The sequence below is a fragment of the Aneurinibacillus thermoaerophilus genome, assembly GCF_019603355.1.
Lineage (GTDB): Bacteria > Bacillota > Bacilli > Aneurinibacillales > Aneurinibacillaceae > Aneurinibacillus > Aneurinibacillus thermoaerophilus.
The window spans coordinates 1644818-1665173 of the sequence record NZ_CP080764.1 but is presented as its reverse complement, the minus strand read 5'-3'; the positions used below and the strand labels follow the sequence as shown (position 1 = coordinate 1665173).

Genomic DNA, 20356 nt, shown 5'->3' with positions numbered 1-20356 from the left:
ACACCCTTAGACAAAAAATAAAAATAACCTCCCCTGTTTTCAGAAAATGGTATATGCTGCAGTCTTAGCGCCACGCATCCCTAATTCTTCCTGTATGGTACCAACTCCAAATACACGATTCGGAATGTCTACTTGTCTTAAACGTTTAAACAACTCAATAATGATAGCGATACCGACCCTATTATCCCAGGCTTTAGCCATCATTACTTTGGGATTTTTCATTACCGTAAACGGACAAACCGGAATCACGATATCACCAGGAGACACACCAAATTCTATTACCTCTTCCCTGCTGGTTGCTCCAATATCAATAAACATATCCTTTAATTCAACGGGTTTTCTACGCTCTTCATTTGATAGAACATGAGGTGGAATCGAGCCAATAACCCCATCTATTACCTCTTTTTTCGTATGAATTGTTACTCTCTGTGCCAGCATAACCTGATTCCACCACCCACCAAGAGGAAGAAACTTAAGAAAGCCTTCTTGTGTGATTGATGTGATTATAAAAGCCACTTCATCAAGATGGGCAGCTACCATGATTTTAGGCCCTCTGTTCCCTATTCGGGCAATCAAGCCTCCCAGATTGTCTGTACTTAACTCATCAGCATAATCCCGGATATATCTTTCCATTGCTTTGCGTATAGTTTTCTCATGACCCGGTGCACCTGGTAACTCTGTTAACTCCTTATACATTTGTAACCGTTCATCCATGCCGACCCCTCCCACCAATATTTGCTTAAGTTATCCTCTCGATTTGGTTAAGAAGTCTTCTGAAAAGGTTTATTTCCTTGCGCCTCAAGAATTTGAATTAGCCCCTCAACATATAGTTCATGTATTTCCCGTTGAGTCAGATTTTTTGTCTCAATGTGTGCGCGCGAAAAAGTGTACTTTTCCCAGTCCCTACTTAGTATTTTTATTCCATATTTCTCCGGATTATTGAATATGTCCGTACCAGGATATGGTGTAAAAATACTCATTGGGCAGCTTGTAGCTCCTAATCCAATTAATTTTTTAGCAAAATTTACAGTATCTTTTATTGTTTCTTTCGTATCTTCAGGATGGGCTACCATAAATCCACAAGTAATATGTGGAATCCCAGCCTTTCGTACCGCCTTTACAGCTTCCTCTACTTTTTCTAACGTAATTCCTTTCCGTATAGAGCGAAGCACGTAAGGATTTCCAGATTCAACTCCAAACTGTATAGCTCTACAACCTGCTGCGTATAAAATGTCTGCAAGCTCCTGTGTAATTTGCGTTACACGAGACTGGCAACCAAACTCCCATCCTTTATTTTCTTTTATTAATAATTTGCATACTTCAATGGCACGATCGGGAAACATGGTAAAGGTGTCATCATGAAATTGAAATTGAGTAATACCATATGTTTCATGCATTACCCTTATTTCGGCTATTACGTTCTCAGGGCTACGCGTTCGAATGGTTCTTCCGGCAAATGCACCACAAGAACAGAAAATACATCTTGCAGGGCATCCTCTACTAGTAACCATCGCCCCTCGTTGGGAATACTTACTCAGTGAAAGGAGATGCCTTGCTGGGAATGGTATTTCATCCAAATTAGTAATATATTCACGCGGCGGATTGTGAATCACTTGGTCATCAATTTTAAAAGAGATACCTGGAACTTCAGCAAGTGGTTTTTTCGATAGAATTAACGCTTCGTATAAATCAGCAATAACAAGCTCACCTTCACCGCGACATACAATATCAATTGATGGGTTTATCAGGGCTTCGTTCGGCAAGGAAGTTGCATGGATTCCACCAAAAACGATATATGTTTGTGGATGTACTGCCTTTATTAAATCAGCGATTCTTACACCATTTGGAAATGTTGGCGTGCCTGTTGAAATGCCCACGACTTGTGCTTGTTCCTTTTCTATAATAGGAACGATATCTTCTACATTCATTCCTGTTAGATTCATATCTATGATACGTACTTCACATTCCTTTTGCTCGAGTACACTCCTAAATAAGAAATTCCTAAAGGGGGAGACGAGTTTTCTATAACCTCTGTTGATTTTTCTGAGTATACTCTAGGATTGGGCGGTAACAAAAAAAGAAATTGGGCCATTTTAATTCTCCTTCCACCGAATAAACCATTTATATACAATTCCATTTTTTATAAAACTCGTATAATTACTAGTTTTTCGTAAAATAAATTGAATATTTTTTGAATTAAATGTTCAATAATTTTTTTCTTAATTTTGGTATAAAAAGGATTGAAATTACATTATTATACAACCGTAAGTTTTTCTGTATTTCTATAAAAAAGAAGAACGGCAGGTGAAAAAATATGTTAAATGTTTGCTGTCTAAAAAGTGAGGAGGATATACTTCATAGAGCACTTGATAAAACATGTAAGTTCCTTACTGCAATTGAGATAGACAGCAAGATCAACATTGTAAATGAAATTCCATCCGAAAATACCCATGAACTGTATTTATTTTCTGTCCAAGCTGCTACTTTATTCAAACAAAGGGAAATCAGTCATACAGGGGTTCAAAAATCTATTATTTTTTATACAGAGGATCAAGAAGCGACCATTTTTGAGCTTATTTCACTCGGATTTCGCTTCTATCTTCTGTTTTCTGCAAGCAAAAGATGTTTACCAAGTATATAACACAGAAATTAGTACGAGGGAGAAAAATGTTTTTTTGTATGCTTCAGAACAAAAGCTGCGACCACATCTTGAACTGATACTGTTAAGCGCCGTGAACTTGCATATAAGAAAATTACCGGTGTTATCAAGGAGGAAATTCTATGGAAAAGGTTAAACAAGCATTATCCGATAAAGGAGTTGACTTCGAGTTTATCTATCATAAATCGCCCATATTATCGCTAAAAGACGGCATCGAAATCTTAAAAATTAACAAAGGGCAGGCCGCCTCTACTCTTGTTTTAAAAGCAGAGGACGAGTACATTGCTGTTATTTCTTCGGGAAACAGTCCAAAACTAGACCTAAATCGAATTAGTGATGTTCTAGGATACACTCAAGTCCGTTTAGCCAAATCGGATGAAATTAAAAGCGTTACCGGGTATGAAATCGGCACCATACCGTTGGTAGGAATGGATCTTCCTTATTTAGTTGATTACCGTCTACAAAGTTATCCATTCATTTATGGGGGTTCTGGTCACCCGAATTATACATTGAAAATCAACCCTCTTCATCTAAACAAGGTAAATAAAATTATAGGATTAATCGAATAGAAGTAGAACAAATAGACCCCTTCAAACAAGGATTTTCTCGTTCGTTGGGGTCAAACTTTCTCCTAAAGTTATAAGATGCGACTAGTAGTAAACTCCTGCAGCCTTTAACATCTTTTCAATGTGACTTTCACTGTGTTCTCTCATCTTTTTTAATCCGTTATCTAAAACATTTTGAATATAATCGGGATGTTTAATAATCTCTGCAAACTTTTTCCGTATTGGATTTAACTCTTTATTTATTGACAAAAACACAATCAATCTCATTGTTTTTAAGGCTTGCACTAATTGAATCATATTCTTCCATCGAGCTAAAAGTCGACAATAAGCTTAACAAGGAACACGTAAAATGTTTCCATACATATTATTAAATCGCTCAGCCAAATTTTTAATAAACGCCAGGCCGTTTTTGTGGTCCACTTCAACGAATACATAATCTGCATTAACCATGAGCGTATCAGAAGCCATCAGCAAAGGATACATGTAGCTCAGAAAATCCATGCCCTGGTTGTTCTGTCTATCCATTAATTCATCCACTTCTTCGGGAGATGTACATGCAGACAAAACAGACATGATACGGGTTAGCTCTTTCGCCTGTGATGTCTCCAGATTATAGATTTCTCTACATTAATGCCACAGGCCAGGTAGCAGGCAGTAATAGTCAGGATATTTTGTTCTAAAATATCAGCTTTTTTCACATGTGAAACTGCGTGTAAATCCTCCACAACCTGAAAAAACGTATGTTCATTTTGCAAATCAATGATTGGTTTTATAGACCCTACATAGTTTCCTAGGTGCGGTATTCCTGTTGCACGTATTCCTGTAATGACATGTCCCATATCGTTCTCTCCTCTAAAGTTTTATAAGCTATGCATCTAGTTTTGCTGATCAAGCAAACAAACCGCACTTTTTAACTATTAGTTTACCGTAGCTAAATAATAGAGTTTACTTTTATCCACCTCCCTAGTATCCATCCGCAAGTTAACTAAATAGTAGGTAATTTATCTGGAATTTTAAACAATAAATATATAATTTTAACATTTTATACAAATATTGATGTTGTTGCGAAACTAATATAAAAATCCAACTTTGCCCGCCTTTTCGCGGGTGGTACCTCTGAAAGCCCAACAGTAAAACCCCAGTAAGAATGAGAGCGTTCAAGAAGTACACTTCCGTAAGAAAACAACACTAAAGTAGGATTGAAGCAAGAAGCATGTAAGCAGTACTTTGCGTGGGATTCTCGGTCTTCCTGTTCGATAAGCAGGCTCTATATATAAAAGCAACTTTCTGATGTTCGTGCATATAATACAACACTAGATCATTGCATAGTATTATAGAGGGAAAACTTTTTATACCATAAAGAAAGGATTGAATCTCCATGCAATTTGCCGAAAACATTAAAAAATTGTTAAACGGAGAAAAGAAAGTTGAAGAAATTCAAGTGAAATTCAAGAACGGTAAAGAAAAAAAATACGACCTAGAGGAATCGTCAGAAGACACGATTAAAAGTATGTTTGCTGAAGTTGATTGGACTGAAGTAGCAGAAGTAGACGTCGAATTCGAAGATGGAGATAAAGTGGAGTTGGAATTGGAAGAATCTGAAGATGAGGCAGACGAAGAGGAAGAGGAAGACAAATAATATCAAAAGAGGGGGCTCCGAAATAACGGGCACCCTCTTCTATTCATCTATGTTTAAAAAAGGATGAAGCTAATCAACGTCCGATAACATGAATGATAGTAAACCCATCAATAACAAAATCCCCGAATTCGGTTAAAATCATCCAATGTTAAAAATTAACATTTAGCTTTCGCAAAGCTCTCACATAAAACATAAGGAACGTTCTCAAAATATAGATGTATTACGGCTGTTACTCATCCAACTATTTATCATATGAAGTGAATAGGCAACATCTGTGAAACGTTCTTTCAAATATTATGCTAAGGTGAGAGTCAATGAAACAATTATGTAAGCATTTTGTTTGTATCTTTTTGCTTTTGGGATGTGATCTACCCGCAACGGCCCAATATAATATGATTCCAAAATTTATTATCAACAGTCAACCTACAACAAACGTAAAAGAGTTGATAAATAGTTCAACCATCATCGCCTTCGGAAAGTTCGATGCCGCGAACCAGAAGCAGCCAACAGGAAAACGGGTTGAAGGTGGTGAATTGGTCAATTTTGTGCAGAGTTTTCATGTAAAAAAATTTTTGAAAGGAACTGGCCCGCGCTCGATTCGTGTCTTATCGACCGGGATTGAACCGCTCCCTGATCCCTCGCATCCTCTAAATAAAGTTTATCCAGGTCCGATGGCAGAAGGAGAATACGTATGTTTTCTTACATCCGTTGCAGGAACTCATTTATACACGATCATTGGAGGCTGGCAGGGAGTATATCCCGTCCATGAAGGAAAAGTAATTTCCCTAGAACAATCAGGATATTCGGAATTCAATCAGTTAACTCTACAAGAATTAGAAAAGAAAATTCAAGCAGCGGTATTCATCGAGCGACCATACACCTTCCGACCCGCTGACTTTTTGCATCATGTGCCGCGCACCTGACCAGCCATAAAATCGCCCACGACGCTGACCTGCTTTGCGCGCGGTGCCCATACGGCAAATCGCACACCTGCCTTGTTTTGTTCGCAGCACAGATGCGCACCAAACACCCGGTAACCGCGAAATAAGCTGCCTTCGTGAAACAAATATAAATCCCATCCATCCGAATGCATGACGTCTCCCCCTGCGCTTTTTATCGCTTTGGAATGCTTTTTGCTTCTATCATGAATTATTTAATAATTTCGATAACAAAAGAAACCTTCCTGCCTAATTTCAAAAAAACCACTCACATAATACATAGGACGTCATTCATGCAAAAGAAGCCGTCGTTAATCTACGGCTTCAAAACATCACCCAAAGCAAAGAAATGATTGAAAAAGAGGTACCGGATAAAAGCAATCATTCGTGAAATCCTGACTCTGCGTTCACGTTAACCAAGCGGGCTTCTCGCAGATCGCGGATACTGACTCGTCCCGTGCGATTCGTATCCAAAAATTTGACCCTGGCGTCTACAGGCATTCCGGTTTCATCCTGTATAAACCCGATGACAATACAGTGCCGGCCCCGATGCTTCTTTTTTAACGCGTTAAGCGGTTGCACTACATACTCTTTGCCCAACTCGATTTTTATCGCATGATATTTTTCATCGTTAACGTATGTATTTACCATGCAGGCTGTTATCCTTCCCCGCCGGTCCGTAAAATAATCAACGTAACTCGATGTCAACGTACGTTCCCTCACTCTCTACCTGTATGATTCTTTATACCTAATTAAAAATCTTAGGTAATTCATAAGTCCATAATATCTTATTTTTCTCTTCGAATTCCATATCTTTTTACACTGTATAAACGTTCCAAAGTACATATAAACAAAAAAGAACCCTTAGAAGGGCTCAGGTAAAGTACAGGAGGGAACGCTACGTCAAAGTTTCAAAGCGGCCAACGATTTCTCCGCTTTCGTAACTTTTTAGCGCATCATGATATGTCACCAGATTGTTATCTTTCAAAAATGCCGCGAATTCAGAGGAAGAAAGACGGCCAATAAGCGCGTCATCCTGAAGGGAAAACGAGAAGCGCCCACCTTTTACAGCGCCAAAATACATAATATGCGAACAAGCAGGTTGCAATTTGACTTCAATCATAAAAGAGCCCCTCCTTGTCCCGTATTTTTCCCTAATAGCTATTAAATATACGGGAAGGAAGGGCCTATTCTTTGCGTATGAATTTGAGCGTAAACATTTCTTTGCGGTTCGGGCTCCACTCCACGGTTAGCGTAAATGTATCCCTTTCGCCTGCAAGCTTGCATCCTTGGCATACGATGCGGCGGGTGATGGCACTTTTATTGTTCATATTATCTTCGCTGCCCTTGATTTCCCGCGGTACCCCCGCAAGCGTGTAGCTTACATCATAGACAGAATCAATGTCAGGCGATTTGTATGACAGGCGAAGCACCTGCGTTTCTTTGTCTGAACCTGGGGTGTGAATGGCCGTAAGCATCGCTTTCCAATTCTTTGATTCACCTAAGTATACCATTTTTTCCTGCCGCTCCGTACATCCAGCCGCTACAAGTGCTATAAGCAAAAAGCAGCAGATCCAGATCCGCTGTTTCATCTTCTACCCCCGTTTGTCTCACAAACTCATTACTTCTCGCACGAGCTTGATATTTTGTGCGCCTTCCTTCTTTTTTTCGACGGCAAACGCTTTTGCTTCGTCCAAGGTAGAGAATGCTTCGACCTTTTTGTACAGGAACCCAAAATCCGTTATCGCATCGTAAATGACCATATACATATCGATGCGCGCAGGGCCGACTAGATCAAATCGTGCCGGCTCTACGCTTCCCCCTCCTTTTTATTCGATTTTTATGGCTAATCCGCTTATCGGTTCGTTACTGTTTCTTTTTCGAGTGCGTGCTTTTTTTCGGGGCCGCTTTGAAAAAACTCTTCATAAATGGCACGCACCGCTTTTTCCTCGTCTACCGCTTGCACACCGAACATCATGCTGACTTCGGAAGATCCTTGGTTAATCATCTCGATATTAACGTGTGCTCGCGCCAGCGCACCAGCCGCCCGTGCCGTCGTGCCAACATTGTGGCGCATGCCTTCGCCTACGACCATGATCATAGACAATCCGCGCTGCACGACGACATCATCTACAGCCAATTCCTTGCGAATACGCTCTACCACGCGTTTCTCAATCTCTGCATCGAATCTATCTTCCTTCAAAATGACCGAGATATCGTCAATGCCGGACGGAATATGTTCGTACGACAGGTTTTCATCTTCGAGAATGTGCAGCAGCCGACGGCCAAACCCAATCTCACGGTTCATCAAATATTTACTGACGTAAATACTGACAAAACCGTCCGCGCTGGCAATGCCAACCACAGGATTCCCATTCGGCTCACGCTCAAACACGATCATTGTGCCCCGAGCTGAGGGATTGTTTGTATTTTTAATACAAACAGGGATACCCGCGCGAAAAGCCGGGATTAGCGCTTCGTCATGGAACACGGAGAAGCCAGCGTATGACAATTCCCGCATTTCACGGTACGTAAGTTTTTCAATCGGTTGCGGATTTTTTACCATGTTCGGATTGGCGGAAAATACGGAATCCACATCCGTGAAGTTCTCGTACAAATCCGCCTTGACGGCCGCGGCCAAAATTGAGCCAGTAATATCCGAGCCGCCGCGTGAGAATGTCACTAGTTCTCCGGCCGGAGAATATCCGAAAAAGCCCGGAAAAATAAGAATACCTTCCCGTTCCCGGAGCGTGCGCAAATATTCGTACGATTCCGGGAGCACTTGAGCATTGCCGTGCTCATCGCTGACCAAAAGCCCCGCCTCTTTCGGGTTGACATAGCTGGCCGCAACGCCTTTGCTTTGCAGATAGCGTGCTACAACTTTGGCGTTGTTGTCTTCCCCGCTCGCTTTCAGGGCATCCATAAACATCTCAGGTCGGCTGCGATCCAATTTTAAGCGTTCGCGCAGATCCGCTTCGATTACATCCACAATCTCTTCTGACAATTCAAGACCTCGGGCGATTTCTCGATAACGCTCCACTACTGCCGCCAATTCCGCCTCCGCTTCGCCTTCCGCTAAATACCTCTCCGCCAAGGCGATAAGCAAATCGGTTACTTTCGTGTCATTTCTATCTCTTTTTCCTGGCGCGGATACGACGATAATTTTCCGATCCGGATCCGCAAGCACAATATCGCACACTTTTCTAATTTGTTCGGCATTCGCTAAAGACGTACCTCCGAACTTTGCTACTTTCATTTCTTAATCCCCCACTTCTGTCGTCCATCACTGTCACAATACGACTTTTTCTATATTTCCGAATACTCATATCTTATACTAAAATATCTGAACATGCCAGTTTTTTCACAGTTGCTTGCGGCTTACGATAAATTCTCCGCGCAACGCCTGCCCGGCTAGCGCGTCCGCCTCATTGTTCGACTCTATGGATTGAGCGGCTTCGTTTTTCCGAATGCAGTACGACCTGCCGCTTTGTATGTCCATTCAATGCTGACCTTCATGCCGCGCTTTCCTCCTGTTCACTTCATGGCTTGAAACTACGAAAAAATCCCGTCCGAATCGGCGGGATTTTTTACTACTTATTTTACGACACGCAAATACTGTTTGCGAATGTTTGCGAACCGTTTATATACTTCGGAAATTTCTTCAAGCACATCCCATGTAAAAATTTCATCCGCATCCTGCTCCACACGCACAATTTCTTTATCGGTCAGTGCCATAATGCAATGCTCAAATTCGTCGCTCTCCGCCTTATAATTGGCTTCACCTTCACGGTATCGAGCAAGAGCAACATATTTTTCTTCTCCGGGAACTTGAAGCAAATATACATCCTCGTTCATCACGACCATAACCGGATTTCCGTCCAAATCGGGAAAATCTTTGGCAATGATAACAACGCCTGCGTTTTTCTCAAGAACCTCCCACTCGACGAAGCTTTCTGTAAGCTCTTTATCCATCGCTTGTTCGAACCGGCTGCGGAGCATTTCTTTAATGATGTCGCGCACTTCTTCCGCTTCCTCGCGGGTCGCAAAATACACTTCGTTTCCGTTCTCAACAAATCCTCCGTGCGCAAACGCGATATCTCGGTAGCTTGTGCCAAGCAATTTATCGATATGATCATTGCGAAGGAGTCCTTCTCTTGCATTAACCGATACGAGATAATATGTCACTTCTTTTAATGCATCGACATACCTGTTCACTTTGACCGTAATTTCCATCCATAAACCTCCTAAAAAATGCCGCATTGTACAACGCATCCAAAAATAACTTACATTGCATTTTACCATTTTCTGCGCCACTGTTTCAAATGCCTGGTTCCGCAAATGCCACAGAAAAATCAGCAAGCACGCTCCCTTTTTCCGTCTTGCCGGAAACATGTGGGAAGCGGCTTGCTGATTCTTTCACACCAATATACAAAATGTTAGAGCCCGCTTAGCTTCGGATCATATGGTTGCTCGTCGCCTTCAAGTGGAACATCCACCCTGTCGCTCATCTCTTTGTATTCATGTTCTCCAATCACACCAAGGGCGCGATCCTGTTCTTCCAGTTCCAGCGCCTTCGGTACAGAAAGCCAGTACGCAAGTGCGATCGCAATGACCCCTGCGCCGATTTTGCCCAACATAATCGGTAGAATTAGTGTCGGCTGAAAGTTGGCGGTAAAGGACAGATGATCGCCAAACAAAAATGCTGCACATACTGCGAATGAAATATTCACCACTTTATCTTTCGGCGGCATTGATTTTACAAGGCGGAACATCGCCAGAATGTTAGCGACGGTAGCAAGCAACCCGGCGCTGCCAATAGCGCTCAGGCCAAGCCGGCGTCCAACCGCCTCCAGCGGCCTTGCCCCATATTTCCGGAGCATATAAACGAGCGGAAAAGCGCCCGCTAACATAATACCAATATAACCGGCAACTTCAAGACCACGCACCTGGTTTTCCGCATCCGCGATAATCGGATCAAAGCCCCAGCTGCCAAGCAGCTTCGTAAATACGCCCGTAAAATATTCAACGATAGAGAATACAAGCACAAGCTTAATAAATGCATCCATAATCCGGCCGAACCAAATAAATCCCTTAATCATCATATCCGGTAAGAAACGTAAACCGAGCGCAATCAGCACAACGAAAATCACGAGCGGACCCAGATTGAGAAAAATCTGGCCAAAGCTCAGCGCAAGCTGATACGTTGCCTCGCCGTCCGTCGCAATTATCTTCCTCACTTTCGCATCGGACAAAACAATCAAAAGACTGGAAATAAATACACCGATAGGAACAGTCAAAATCCCTGACATCACTCCGAGCGCCATATATTTATGATCGCGCTTGTCCAACATAGCAAGTCCCATCGGAATGGAAAATACGATCGTCGCGCCCGCCATATAGCCCGTGATCATCGCCATAATCCAGCTTTCCTTCGTCTCCGCCAGTTTCTCTGCCAATTGATATCCACCCATATCGACCGCGATAATGGAAGTAGCAGCAAGGGCCGGATCCGCACCCACCATATTATATAAAGGCCCAAATATGGCTTCGATGACCTGCGACAAATAAGGAATCGCTGCCATAATGCCAGCAGATGGAACAAAAATATAGCCGATGGAATGCAGACCTTCCATAAATTCGCGGCCCAATCCTTTTTCGCTGTCACGAATGGCCGCAATCGCTCCGATAACTGCGGAAGCCATTAGCAAATAGATAACATACGTACCGAGTTGCGCCACGTTAATCCCCCTTTATAAATAAAGCAATCCTCCCGATAGACTAACTATTCTGACTATTCTTCTTTTGCATATACTTTACGCCGCTCGCTTGATGACGAATAATGTCTTCTATTAAATCAGCCAGATACGCGCCCGCTTCCAAAGGTGGAAAACCACCCTTATGAATGTTAGAAATAACCGTTCGATCCGCTTCTACCGTTTTTTCGTTCGGGCGATATATCATATACGCGCTTAAACTTTCCGCTGTGGCAAGCCCTGGACGTTCGCCAATAAGGGATATAACGACATCGCAATCTACAATGGAAGCAATATGATCTTGCACCCAGACGCGCGCCCGTTTCACAAATAGCGGCTTGGCCATGCTCAAATTTTTTAGCGTAAGACCCTGTGTCAAAGATGCAAGCAAATCGCGGGCATTCGCTTCTACCGCGGAAGAGCTGAGACCATCGCAAACGAGAATCTGTACGTTTTTCCGCTTATCGCCGTTCTCTTCCAGCCAGCGGGCTGATTCATCAGACAACTTTCTTCCTTTATCCAAATCCATCAAATAAGTGGCCATATCTTCCGCACAAGTATGGAGGACAGGCAAATCAAGGGAAGCAAGAAACGAATCAGACACATCTTTCATGACTGCGTCCTGCGCCGCCGCATGATCGATACGAAATTGCAGGTAGTCTTTCGTCCGCATGCGCGTGCCAGCGCGACCAATGCCGATACGGGCCGGCGTCACCTGCTGCGCCCGTTCAATCGCGGCCCGATTGTGCGGGTGTTTTACCCCGATTTCTTTTTGCTCTGAAAAATAAATGGTCTCGGCATGGGTGATTTCCTGCGACTCAGGCGCTTCCGCTCGTTCATCCTGAAGCTTTTTCGTCAATTCCCGCAGCACTTGTTCGACGACCTGTTCAATTTTTTCCTGATTCATATCCTCACCCCGCCTAATCGAATATGGAAAGATCGCCCGCACGTTCGGTGAGCCTTCCATTTTCCATAATGCCCATCTTCTCAAGCCATTTTTCAAACTCTCGCAACGGACGCAAGCCTAGCATTTCCCGCAGGCTCGCATCATCGTGGTAGCTTGTATCCTGGTAATTTAACATCACATCGTCTCCGGCAGGCACCCCCATATAAAAATTCGCGCCCGCCAAAGCGGTCAGCATACCAGCAATTTCCTGATCATTCTGGTCAGCATACATATGGTTCGTATACGTCGGAGCAATCCCCATTGGCAAACCGTGCAATTTGCCCATAAACAAATCTTCCAGATCAGCGCGGATCATCTGGCGCCCATCATAAAGCGTCTCGGGGCCGATAAAGCCGGATACATTGTTCACCATGAACGGTTGCCAGTTGCGGGCATAACCATACGTACGGGCTTCAAGCGTCTGCATGTCCACGCCGTGTGCAGCGTCCAGCGACACTTCCGAACCCTGCCCGGTTTCAAAATACATAACGTTCGGGCCTGCGGCTGTGCCAAGGCGACGCATCATAGCCAGCCCTTCATCAAGCAATTTCTTATCAACACCAAACGCTTCATTCGCCTTTTGCGTCCCCGCTAAACTTTGAAACATGAGTGCGATCGGGGCACCTTTTTCCAGCGCTTTCATCTGTGTTGTAATATGGGCCAGCACACAATTTTGCGTCGGAATCTCCCATTTCATTATAAAGTCATGTGACATGTGCAGCAGCCGCGATACTGACTCTACTGTATCTACATTGGGATTAATCCCGATAACTGCATCTCCTGAGCCGTATGACAGACCTTCTTTAATCGAAAAAAGAATCCCTTCCGGTGAATCAGTCGGGTGGTTCGGTTGGCAACGAAACGCCAGCCTTCCTTCTTCGCCAATAAGCGTATTACAGTGAGCGGTAGGGCGAATTTTCTGTGAGGCCATTACCAGGTCAATGCTTGACATGAGTTTGGCGACCGCCGCAATCATTTCGCTCGTCAACCCACGACCTAAGCGCTGCAACTCGTGTGCCCCAGTCCTGTGAGACAATATATAATCCCGTAACTCTCCAACGCTCCAGTCTTTTATCTCGTTATAAATGGACAGGTTTATTCCGTCATAAATAACCCGCGTTACCTCATCTTTCTCATAAGGAATCACCGGATTTTCATAAATATCCGCAAGCCGCATTTCGCTAAGCACCACTTTGGCCGCCATCCGTTCGAGCGAAGACTCAGCCGCGATTTTTGCCATTTTGTCGCCGGACTTTTCCTCACTTGCTTTTGCCAGCACTTCTTTTACGGACGAGAAAGAATAGCTCGTGTTTTTGATTACACACGAAAGTTTCAATGATTTTCCCTCCTTTCCACCCAGAGCCTCTTACCGTTTACCTGACGGCTTACCTGTATCTTCTGAACCGTTTGCGTCGCCACCCTGATCTTTTGATAAGGAAATGTCTGGTGCTGCTACGACCTGCGGCTGCGCTGCGTCTTTTGCTTCTTTTTTGCGTCGTGTTCCGGCACCGCCCGCTTTCGCTTCTTTTTCTGGGGCAGAAGGCTTAGCAGGCGGATCAGACTTTTTTAGCACCGCGCGCACCTCTTCATCGGGACGCGGAATAAAATGCCATGATACAAGTTCGCCGACGCGTTCCGCCGCGGCTTTACCTGCTTCCAGTGCGGCCTGTACCGCACCTACGTCTCCCTCAATAAATACGCTCACGAGCGCGGCGTCCACTTTCTCCTGGGCAAGCAACTTCACATCAGCCGCCTTCACCATTGCGTCCGCCGCTTCGATCGAACCGATCAACCCTCTCGTTTCAATCATACCAAGCGCTTGTGCCATTTATCTTTCACCTGCTTTCCACATCTATTGAATCCACAATGCCAATAACTACGGCATCAATCGGCACATCTTTTTCCGAAATGACAAACCGGGCGGCGCTGCCGAGCGTGACCATTACCGTATCGCCGATTCCTGCCCCAATGCGGTCAGCGGCGATCAGCGGAACATCTACCGGCACGCCTTTTGTGTCCTCCAACTGTACAAATAAAAATTTAAGCCCGGTTAATCCGTCTTCTTTGCGTGTTGCCCACACGTTGCCAACTACGGTTCCTATGCGCACGGTGCATCACCCCTCATCCACTTGAATCGTAACGCCCCCTGCACGCGCTGCATCACGAGCTAACGGTGTAATCACCGTGGACGGGGATACGTAAATCACACCTTCTTTCGCCTGCTGCACATCGCTGTGGGTCAGCACTTTCCCTTCAAATACTACAGGGCGCAAACGCGGCATTCCTCCCTTTTCTGCTCTTTCTTCCATCCGTGCCTCCTCGTCAGCCAACGCCAGTACATCCGCAATAGAGCCAAGGGTAGCACCAAAGGAACGAAGCGTGTCTGTATAGGCGCGAATATGCTGTCTGTAGCGCTTGGCCGACTGGGAGAGCACCGCGTCTCCCGTTTTTGGATGAAGAAGCCATTTCAAGGAAACGCACGGGACAAGCAACGCAGGAATGCCCGCCAGCAACGCTTCCGCAAGCAACCGGCTTTCCACGGTTCCAGTAAGCCCTAACGCGCCCTGAACAATTAAATCTTGACTTGTCTCAAGAAATACCGTTTGCTTCACATCACGGTGCAAAGACACATGCTCGATTTCTTCCACCCGCGCATGATATACATTCCATCCTGCCTGCAATTCTTTTTCAATAATATCAACGGCTTTCGCTTCCAGTTCGCCCGGATAGACGAGCAAAAGTCCAGGTTTGACCGGCCGCGTAGGTTCAGCGGCCGGATAGAGCCTGGCGAGCACCTCTTCAACGATGCGCTCAAGAATCGCTTTATCGGTAATCATTATGAATCAAGCTGCGCCTTCGGCAGGATGCTTTCGAGTTCGTTGTGCGGGCGCGGGATAACATGGACGGAAAGAAGTTCACCAACGCGCTGCGCCGCGGCTGCTCCAGCATCCGTCGCCGCTTTCACCGCTCCGACGTCACCGCGCACCAGCACGGTTACTAAGCCGCCGCCAACATGCACCTTCCCGATAAGATGAACATTCGCCGCCTTGACCATTGCGTCCGCAGCTTCTACGGATGCAACCAAGCCTTTCGTCTCAATCATTCCCAGGGCTGTTAATTCTCTTGCCATCATTTATTCCTCCTCATATATTGTAATCTGTAAAAATAACATCCTTTTGCATATAGATCTTGCTTACTATACCGACACACTCTCAGCACAAGTCAATGCCGATGCGTCAAATCGGTGATAAATTTATAGTTGCGCGAGCACTTTATCCACAATAGCAGCCACCGTCTGCTTGTCCATCCGACCAACCGGTCCGACTTGGGCCAGCACCTGAGCTACCACTTCCTTGATTTGCCCTGTTTCGCTTTTCTCTTTAGCGCTCGCTGTACGAACGTCTACAGTGCCGTTTCCCGGCTTCGGTACGGTCACATCTTTCGCATGGTAGGCCAACCGCTTTATACTCATCAGGTGATGCGCCGTAATATTATCTCCGGTAATATTACCGCCGAACGTTCCGCAGCCAAGCGTCATCGATGCGGTAAGTCCCGTTGTTGCCCCGACTGCGCCGATGGAAGACGGGGTGTTGACAAGAATGCGTGATACAGGCAGACGCAGGGCAAACGTCCGCGCCACTTCGTCGTCTTCCGTATGCAGCACCAGCGTATGACCGCGACCGCCAAGCGCCAGCAACCTCTCACATAAATCGCTTGCTTCCTGCCAACCGTTCACCGTGTACAATGCGAGAATCGGAGACAATTTTTCGATCGAGAACGGTATCTCTTTGCCGACCTGCGTTTCTTCCGCAAGCAAGAGCATTGTTTCCTGCGGAACCCGGATGCCGGCCATTTCCGCGATCACTGACGCGCTCTTGCCTACGATCGCCGGATTCAGCTTGCCGCGCATGGGAGAGATAACATGTTCAACTTTTTTCTTTTCCTCTTCGTTTAACACGTATGCTCCATTATTTTTGAATGCGCGCAGCGTCTGCTCCCGTACATTACGATCAACGATAACCGACTGTTCCGAGGCGCAAATGGTACCGTTGTCAAACGTTTTACTATCAATAATACGTTGAACGGCCTGCGCCACTTTCGCCGTTTTCTCAATGTAGGCTGGTACGTTGCCCGGGCCAACGCCGTATGCTGGCTTACCCGAACTGTAAGCAGCACGTACCAGCCCGCTGCCGCCCGTCGCCAGAATCAAATGTACATCCGGGTGTTTCATCAGCCCTTCCGTTGCTCCCATGGTCGGCTCTTCAATCCAACCAATGATGCCTTCCGGCGCTCCGGCTTTCACAGCCGCTTCATAGCAGACGCGGGCTGCTTCCACCGTGCACCTCGTCGCGGACGGATGCGGACTGAAAACAATGGCGTTCCGTGCTTTAAGAGCGATCAAACTTTTAAAAATCGCGGTCGAAGTCGGATTGGTAACTGGTACGATCCCGGCGATGACACCGAACGGCGCGGCGATCTCCACCACCTTTTCCTCCGGGACTTCCCGGATGACACCAACCGTTTTGACACCGGCAATTGATTCATATACCCCTTTGGATCCAACCTGATTTTTAATCACCTTATGCTCGATAACGCCAAGCCCGGTTTCCTCTACAGCCAGGCAAGCCAAATCGTACGCTTTTTCGTACGCCGCATCGGCCATGGCTTTGACAATGCGATCCACCTGCTCCTGTGAGTAACCTTTAAACTCCTGCTGGGCTTGTTTCGCTCGACGCACGGCGTTTCGCATTGTCTGCACCGATTGCAAATCTCGATCCAACTGCAAACTGCTCACTCCTTTCCTGCTCGCTTACCAGACAAGGGGCTGACGGGCGATTTGAATAATGCTGTCACGAAAAGCGGCCGCTGCTGCCTGGCAAGCTGATTGCGTTCCGGTAAGAAGCCCGCCGCCAAAGTTCGTTTCGGACGGCGGCCCATAAAATGCGGCCAGTTTCACATCCGCTGCCTTCAGCGCGGCGTCTAGCCCATACATCGCCTCCAGGGGCGGGGCAATTAAGTACGCCAGCGGCTCCCCTTCGTTAATGCCCGCCACTTTCGACAGATAGCTTCCGGTGCGAGCCACTACATGTGCATATAAGGTGTGCGTGCCTTCATCATTCAACGCCTCAAAATATGCGTCGTAGCGGATGGTATTTTCGATCGCTTCAATACCGCTGGCCACTTCGTCCGGATTAGGGCCTGCGATAATACCGATAAATTCACCGGACAGCGGACCGGACGCGTGCGCCGCGCCTGCGTAAAACGAACGAGCATATACAACTTCCACTTCCGCCCGCTTGGTTGCTTCGTCAAGCGCAGTGTAACCTACGTCGTCAATGGTGGTTGTAATCATTCCCAAACTTCGCTGGCCCGGCTTTAGTTTGAACTGCTCGGCCAGCGCCTCGTCTACATTCGGAATCATGCGCACCGCCAGCACTTCTGCTCGAATCGGCTGAAGTTCCACTTCTCCCCACCTCCTCTATTTTTCTTTCTGCACGAGGGATACGCCGCTCGCTTCATACTTCAGAATTTTTTGGACTACATTGCCGAGGTACGCTCCCGCTTCTACCGGCGGAATCCCGCCCGCATGAATATTGGAAATAACCATGCGATCCGCTTCCACTGTCCCTTTCCGCGGACGATAGCACAAGTACGCGCTCAAACTCTCCGCGCTAACCAGTCCGGGACGCTCACCGATAAGCAATACGACTACGTCCGGTTCAAGCACCTCGCCGATGTCGTCCATCACCGCTACGCGACCTTTCTCTACAAAGAAAGGTGTGCCAGTTTCAATGCCAAGGTTTTTCAGCGATTGCATAAGAGCTAAGTACGTATCTTCCGCATTCGTATCGACCGCCTGTGAACTCAACCCGTCAGAGAGAACAATCTGTACTTTCGGCTTATATTTGCAGCGTTCACGCAGCGTCTTTTTCGCCTCTTCACTCAAACGGCGCCCTAAATCTGGCCTAAGAATATACTCTTCTTTGCTGCTTACGCAGGTGGCTACGCTGAACAGGTTCAGCCGTTTCAACAGCTCCGGATTCACCGTACCGTACACGGCGTCCACCGCGGCCGCATGGTCAAGGCGAAACGTAAGCCACGTGTCCGTCTTCGGTCTAAGTCCGGCGCGTCCGATGCCGATCCGGGCCGGAGTCTGCTTCATCAAGGTTAACAGTTGTTCTTTATTTTGCGGCTTTTCAATCCCTGTTTTCCTACCACCGTTAGCACCAGTCGCCGAAGGTTCCACCGGCTTCGTCTGCCGGGCGGTAGATTCCGTTACAGGGGTGACTGGATTCTCCGTGATTTTCTCCCGTCCGGATGCTACATGATCCCATACTTTCACGGAGCCATAACTTCTCGTTTCTGCTTTCAGCTTCGGTTCTTTAAGAGGCTGTTGCGCTTCCACCGCTTTCAATTTTTCCATGACAAGACGGGTTACGGTTTCAATTAGCTGCTGATCCACTTTCTCTCCTCCTAACGTGCAAAAATCGTCGGATCGCCGGCCCGTTTGCTTAAGTTACCGCCTTCCGTAATTCCCATCTCTTCCAGCCAGGCTGCAAACTTCGGCGCCGGCTTCTTGCCCATCGTCTGACGCAATGTCGCGATATCGTGATAGCTCATCGACTGGTAATTTAGCATACAGTCATCTCCCATTGGGGTGGCAATAATAAAGTTGACGCCGGCCGCCGTCAGCAGCACACCAAGTTCTTCCATGTCGTTCTGGTCAGCACGAATATGGTTGGTGTAACAAATATCTACCCCCATCGAAATGCCATGCATCTTGCCCATAAAATGATCTTCCAGCCCGGCACGAATGACCTGTTTACTGTCGTATAAATATTCCGGTCCGATAAAGCCGACAACCGTGTTGACAATATACGGATCAAACTTTCGGGCAAAACCGTAGTTTCGCGCCTCCAGCGTCATTTGATCGATGCCGTGGTGCGCTTCCGCTGACAATTCCGAGCCTTGGCCTGTTTCAAAATACAGACGCTGCGGCCCCTGGCTCATCCCTTTTTCAGCGATCATTTGCTTCGCCTCTTCCAACATCGCGGCGGTAATCCCGAAGGAACGGTTAGCCGCTTCCGTCCCAGCGATGCTTTGGAAAATCATATCGGCAGGCGCACCGCGTTCAATCGCTTTCATCTGAGTAGTAACATGGGCAAGCACACAGTTTTGTGTCGGAATTTTCCATTCTCTAATAAACTCATGTGTCACTTGCAGGAGCCGTTTTACACTGTCCACCGAATCGTCTACCGGATTGATGCCGATAACTGCGTCGCCTACACCATAAGACAATCCTTCTTTCAGCGAAGCAAGAATACCGTCCACGCTATCGGTCGGATGATTCGGCTGCAGGCGGGACGCGAGCGTGCCTTTCTGTCCAATGGCGATATTGCAACGGGAAATCACCTCGATTTTATTCGCAGCGTGAATTAAATCGAGGTTGGACATTAGCTTTGCGGCCGCTGCGATCATTTCGCTTGTCAGCCCGCGGCTCAGCCGCTTCAATTCCCTGTCCCCTACCCGATCGTTCAAAATGTACTCCCGCAGTTTTGCCACTGTCCAACCTTTAATGTCCTGAAAAATGGTCTCGTTGACCTGTTCATCAATGATGCGAGACACTTCATCTTCGTCCGGTGGAAGCAAAGGGTTGTAGCGAATATCCTCAAGCGTCAATCCGGCGAGCACCTGCTTGGCTGCGATGCGCTCCTGCACCGTTTCGGCGGCTAGGCCTGCAAGCCGGTCACCTGATTTCTCCTCATTTGCCTTGGCAAATACTTCTTTTAAATCTTTAAACTCATATACCTGGTTTTGCAGCGTCGTCTTCAACCTCATCGGTACACCTTCCTTT

The 20356-nt window shown here is 46.3% G+C and carries 25 protein-coding genes and 1 pseudogene; 4 read left to right on the top strand and 22 right to left on the bottom strand.

The features are described 5' to 3' along the window. Positions 1-39: 39 nt before the first annotated feature. Together K3F53_RS08715 and K3F53_RS08710 are read right to left on the bottom strand one after the other, a co-directional pair. Complete coding sequence (locus tag K3F53_RS08715) at positions 40-714, bottom strand: M42 family metallopeptidase (protein WP_057898936.1); 675 nt, start codon at positions 712-714, stop codon at positions 40-42. Positions 715-761: 47 nt separating this feature from the next. Continuing rightward, positions 762-2039 carry a B12-binding domain-containing radical SAM protein gene (locus K3F53_RS08710; protein WP_281423735.1) on the bottom strand — a complete coding sequence of 426 codons (1278 nt, stop codon included), beginning with the start codon at positions 2037-2039 and terminating at the stop codon, positions 762-764. A 275-nt stretch (positions 2040-2314) separates the two neighbouring features. Between K3F53_RS08710 and K3F53_RS08705 the strand changes: the two genes are divergently transcribed. Then, positions 2315-2641 carry a hypothetical protein gene (locus K3F53_RS08705; RefSeq protein WP_057898938.1) on the top strand — a complete coding sequence of 109 codons (327 nt, stop codon included), beginning with the start codon at positions 2315-2317 and terminating at the stop codon, positions 2639-2641. Positions 2642-2781: 140 nt separating this feature from the next. Then, positions 2782-3228: an aminoacyl-tRNA deacylase gene (locus K3F53_RS08700; protein ID WP_057898939.1), complete on the top strand. Its 447-nt coding sequence runs from the start codon at positions 2782-2784 to the stop codon at positions 3226-3228. 81 nt (positions 3229-3309) lie between these two features. Here the strand turns inward: K3F53_RS08700 and K3F53_RS08695 are convergent, their stop codons facing one another. Both K3F53_RS08695 and K3F53_RS19395 read right to left on the bottom strand, forming a co-directional pair. After that, the gene (locus K3F53_RS08695) at positions 3310-3522 is read right to left on the bottom strand and encodes a hypothetical protein (RefSeq protein ID WP_220560460.1); all 213 of its coding nucleotides are present in this window, start codon (positions 3520-3522) and stop codon (positions 3310-3312) included. A gap of 33 nt (positions 3523-3555) precedes the next feature. Beyond that, positions 3556-4064 (bottom strand): annotated as a pseudogene (locus K3F53_RS19395) (hypothetical protein). 539 nt (positions 4065-4603) lie between these two features. Here K3F53_RS19395 and K3F53_RS08680 point away from each other — a divergent pair. Further along, positions 4604-4864 carry a hypothetical protein gene (locus K3F53_RS08680; RefSeq protein ID WP_091259863.1) on the top strand — a complete coding sequence of 87 codons (261 nt, stop codon included), beginning with the start codon at positions 4604-4606 and terminating at the stop codon, positions 4862-4864. Positions 4865-5178: 314 nt separating this feature from the next. Beyond that, entirely contained in the window at positions 5179-5787 is a 609-nt protein-coding gene (locus K3F53_RS08675; protein WP_236781857.1) for a hypothetical protein, read from the top strand. On the opposite strand, the gene K3F53_RS08670 is transcribed toward K3F53_RS08675, so the two are convergent. From K3F53_RS08670 to K3F53_RS08585, 18 genes are all read right to left on the bottom strand, one after another. Beyond that, entirely contained in the window at positions 5769-5957 is a 189-nt protein-coding gene (locus K3F53_RS08670) for a hypothetical protein (protein ID WP_057898944.1), read from the bottom strand. The two genes, K3F53_RS08675 and K3F53_RS08670, sit on opposite strands and share 19 nt — an antisense overlap. A gap of 226 nt (positions 5958-6183) precedes the next feature. After that, a complete protein-coding gene (locus K3F53_RS08665; protein WP_057898945.1) occupies positions 6184-6453 on the bottom strand; it encodes a hypothetical protein in 270 nt (89 codons plus the stop codon). 247 nt (positions 6454-6700) lie between these two features. Further along, positions 6701-6925, bottom strand: coding sequence for a hypothetical protein (locus K3F53_RS08660; protein ID WP_057898946.1), 225 nt, complete (start codon positions 6923-6925; stop codon positions 6701-6703). A 64-nt stretch (positions 6926-6989) separates the two neighbouring features. Then, positions 6990-7394, bottom strand: a complete 405-nt coding sequence (locus K3F53_RS08655) for a hypothetical protein (RefSeq protein WP_057898947.1) — start codon at positions 7392-7394, stop codon at positions 6990-6992. Between the two features lie 263 nt (positions 7395-7657). Further along, the gene (locus K3F53_RS08650) at positions 7658-9058 is read right to left on the bottom strand and encodes an aspartate kinase (RefSeq protein WP_057898948.1); all 1401 of its coding nucleotides are present in this window, start codon (positions 9056-9058) and stop codon (positions 7658-7660) included. A gap of 105 nt (positions 9059-9163) precedes the next feature. After that, positions 9164-9301 carry a hypothetical protein gene (locus K3F53_RS08645; RefSeq protein WP_156424049.1) on the bottom strand — a complete coding sequence of 46 codons (138 nt, stop codon included), beginning with the start codon at positions 9299-9301 and terminating at the stop codon, positions 9164-9166. Positions 9302-9396: 95 nt separating this feature from the next. Next, on the bottom strand, positions 9397-10035 hold the full coding sequence (locus tag K3F53_RS08640) for a hypothetical protein (RefSeq protein WP_057898949.1): 639 nt from the start codon (positions 10033-10035) through the stop codon (positions 9397-9399). Between the two features lie 203 nt (positions 10036-10238). Beyond that, a complete protein-coding gene (gene eutH, locus K3F53_RS08635) occupies positions 10239-11540 on the bottom strand; it encodes an ethanolamine utilization protein EutH (protein WP_082706000.1) in 1302 nt (433 codons plus the stop codon). Positions 11541-11580: 40 nt separating this feature from the next. After that, a complete protein-coding gene (eutC, locus tag K3F53_RS08630; RefSeq protein WP_057898950.1) occupies positions 11581-12462 on the bottom strand; it encodes an ethanolamine ammonia-lyase subunit EutC in 882 nt (293 codons plus the stop codon). Positions 12463-12475: 13 nt separating this feature from the next. Further along, positions 12476-13837 carry an ethanolamine ammonia-lyase subunit EutB gene (locus tag K3F53_RS08625; protein ID WP_057898951.1) on the bottom strand — a complete coding sequence of 454 codons (1362 nt, stop codon included), beginning with the start codon at positions 13835-13837 and terminating at the stop codon, positions 12476-12478. Positions 13838-13867: 30 nt separating this feature from the next. Continuing rightward, entirely contained in the window at positions 13868-14329 is a 462-nt protein-coding gene (locus tag K3F53_RS08620) for a BMC domain-containing protein (protein ID WP_057898952.1), read from the bottom strand. A gap of 7 nt (positions 14330-14336) precedes the next feature. Then, a complete protein-coding gene (locus K3F53_RS08615; protein ID WP_057898953.1) occupies positions 14337-14609 on the bottom strand; it encodes a EutN/CcmL family microcompartment protein in 273 nt (90 codons plus the stop codon). A gap of 6 nt (positions 14610-14615) precedes the next feature. Then, positions 14616-15338: a hypothetical protein gene (locus K3F53_RS08610; RefSeq protein WP_057898954.1), complete on the bottom strand. Its 723-nt coding sequence runs from the start codon at positions 15336-15338 to the stop codon at positions 14616-14618. Then, positions 15338-15631, bottom strand: a complete 294-nt coding sequence (eutM, locus tag K3F53_RS08605) for an ethanolamine utilization microcompartment protein EutM (protein ID WP_057898955.1) — start codon at positions 15629-15631, stop codon at positions 15338-15340. Before eutM ends, K3F53_RS08610 begins: the two co-directional genes overlap by 1 nt. 123 nt (positions 15632-15754) lie before the next feature. Next, on the bottom strand, positions 15755-17287 hold the full coding sequence (locus tag K3F53_RS08600; protein ID WP_091259869.1) for an acetaldehyde dehydrogenase (acetylating): 1533 nt from the start codon (positions 17285-17287) through the stop codon (positions 15755-15757). Between the two features lie 24 nt (positions 17288-17311). Next, positions 17312-17965 (bottom strand): ethanolamine utilization microcompartment protein EutL, encoded by a 654-nt coding sequence (gene eutL, locus K3F53_RS08595; RefSeq protein WP_082706001.1) that lies wholly within the window; start codon positions 17963-17965, stop codon positions 17312-17314. Positions 17966-17980: 15 nt separating this feature from the next. Further along, positions 17981-18964, bottom strand: a complete 984-nt coding sequence (eutC, locus tag K3F53_RS08590; RefSeq protein WP_057898957.1) for an ethanolamine ammonia-lyase subunit EutC — start codon at positions 18962-18964, stop codon at positions 17981-17983. An 11-nt stretch (positions 18965-18975) separates the two neighbouring features. Then, positions 18976-20340, bottom strand: a complete 1365-nt coding sequence (locus K3F53_RS08585) for an ethanolamine ammonia-lyase subunit EutB (RefSeq protein WP_057898958.1) — start codon at positions 20338-20340, stop codon at positions 18976-18978. Positions 20341-20356: the final 16 nt, after the last annotated feature.

Bases quoted from the DNA above. Each gene is read 5' to 3' on its own strand.
- K3F53_RS08640 (WP_057898949.1), bottom strand. From the start codon at position 10,035: ATGGAAATTACGGTCAAAGTGAACAGGTATGTCGATGCATTAAAAGAA.
- K3F53_RS08660 (WP_057898946.1), bottom strand. From the start codon at position 6,925: ATGATTGAAGTCAAATTGCAACCTGCTTGTTCGCATATTATGTATTTT.
- K3F53_RS08695 (WP_220560460.1), bottom strand. From the start codon at position 3,522: ATGATTCAATTAGTGCAAGCCTTAAAAACAATGAGATTGATTGTGTTT.
- K3F53_RS08655 (WP_057898947.1), bottom strand. From the start codon at position 7,394: ATGAAACAGCGGATCTGGATCTGCTGCTTTTTGCTTATAGCACTTGTA.
- K3F53_RS08585 (WP_057898958.1), bottom strand. From the start codon at position 20,340: ATGAGGTTGAAGACGACGCTGCAAAACCAGGTATATGAGTTTAAAGAT.
- eutM (WP_057898955.1), bottom strand. From the start codon at position 15,631: ATGGCAAGAGAATTAACAGCCCTGGGAATGATTGAGACGAAAGGCTTG.
- K3F53_RS08610 (WP_057898954.1), bottom strand. From the start codon at position 15,338: ATGATTACCGATAAAGCGATTCTTGAGCGCATCGTTGAAGAGGTGCTC.
- K3F53_RS08705 (WP_057898938.1), top strand. From the start codon at position 2,315: ATGTTAAATGTTTGCTGTCTAAAAAGTGAGGAGGATATACTTCATAGA.
- K3F53_RS08620 (WP_057898952.1), bottom strand. From the start codon at position 14,329: ATGGCACAAGCGCTTGGTATGATTGAAACGAGAGGGTTGATCGGTTCG.
- K3F53_RS08715 (WP_057898936.1), bottom strand. From the start codon at position 714: ATGGATGAACGGTTACAAATGTATAAGGAGTTAACAGAGTTACCAGGT.
- K3F53_RS08670 (WP_057898944.1), bottom strand. From the start codon at position 5,957: ATGCATTCGGATGGATGGGATTTATATTTGTTTCACGAAGGCAGCTTA.
- K3F53_RS08650 (WP_057898948.1), bottom strand. From the start codon at position 9,058: ATGAAAGTAGCAAAGTTCGGAGGTACGTCTTTAGCGAATGCCGAACAA.
- K3F53_RS08645 (WP_156424049.1), bottom strand. From the start codon at position 9,301: ATGGACATACAAAGCGGCAGGTCGTACTGCATTCGGAAAAACGAAGCC.
- K3F53_RS08675 (WP_236781857.1), top strand. From the start codon at position 5,179: ATGAAACAATTATGTAAGCATTTTGTTTGTATCTTTTTGCTTTTGGGA.
- eutC (WP_057898950.1), bottom strand. From the start codon at position 12,462: ATGAATCAGGAAAAAATTGAACAGGTCGTCGAACAAGTGCTGCGGGAA.
- K3F53_RS08700 (WP_057898939.1), top strand. From the start codon at position 2,782: ATGGAAAAGGTTAAACAAGCATTATCCGATAAAGGAGTTGACTTCGAG.
- K3F53_RS08680 (WP_091259863.1), top strand. From the start codon at position 4,604: ATGCAATTTGCCGAAAACATTAAAAAATTGTTAAACGGAGAAAAGAAA.
- K3F53_RS08665 (WP_057898945.1), bottom strand. From the start codon at position 6,453: ATGGTAAATACATACGTTAACGATGAAAAATATCATGCGATAAAAATC.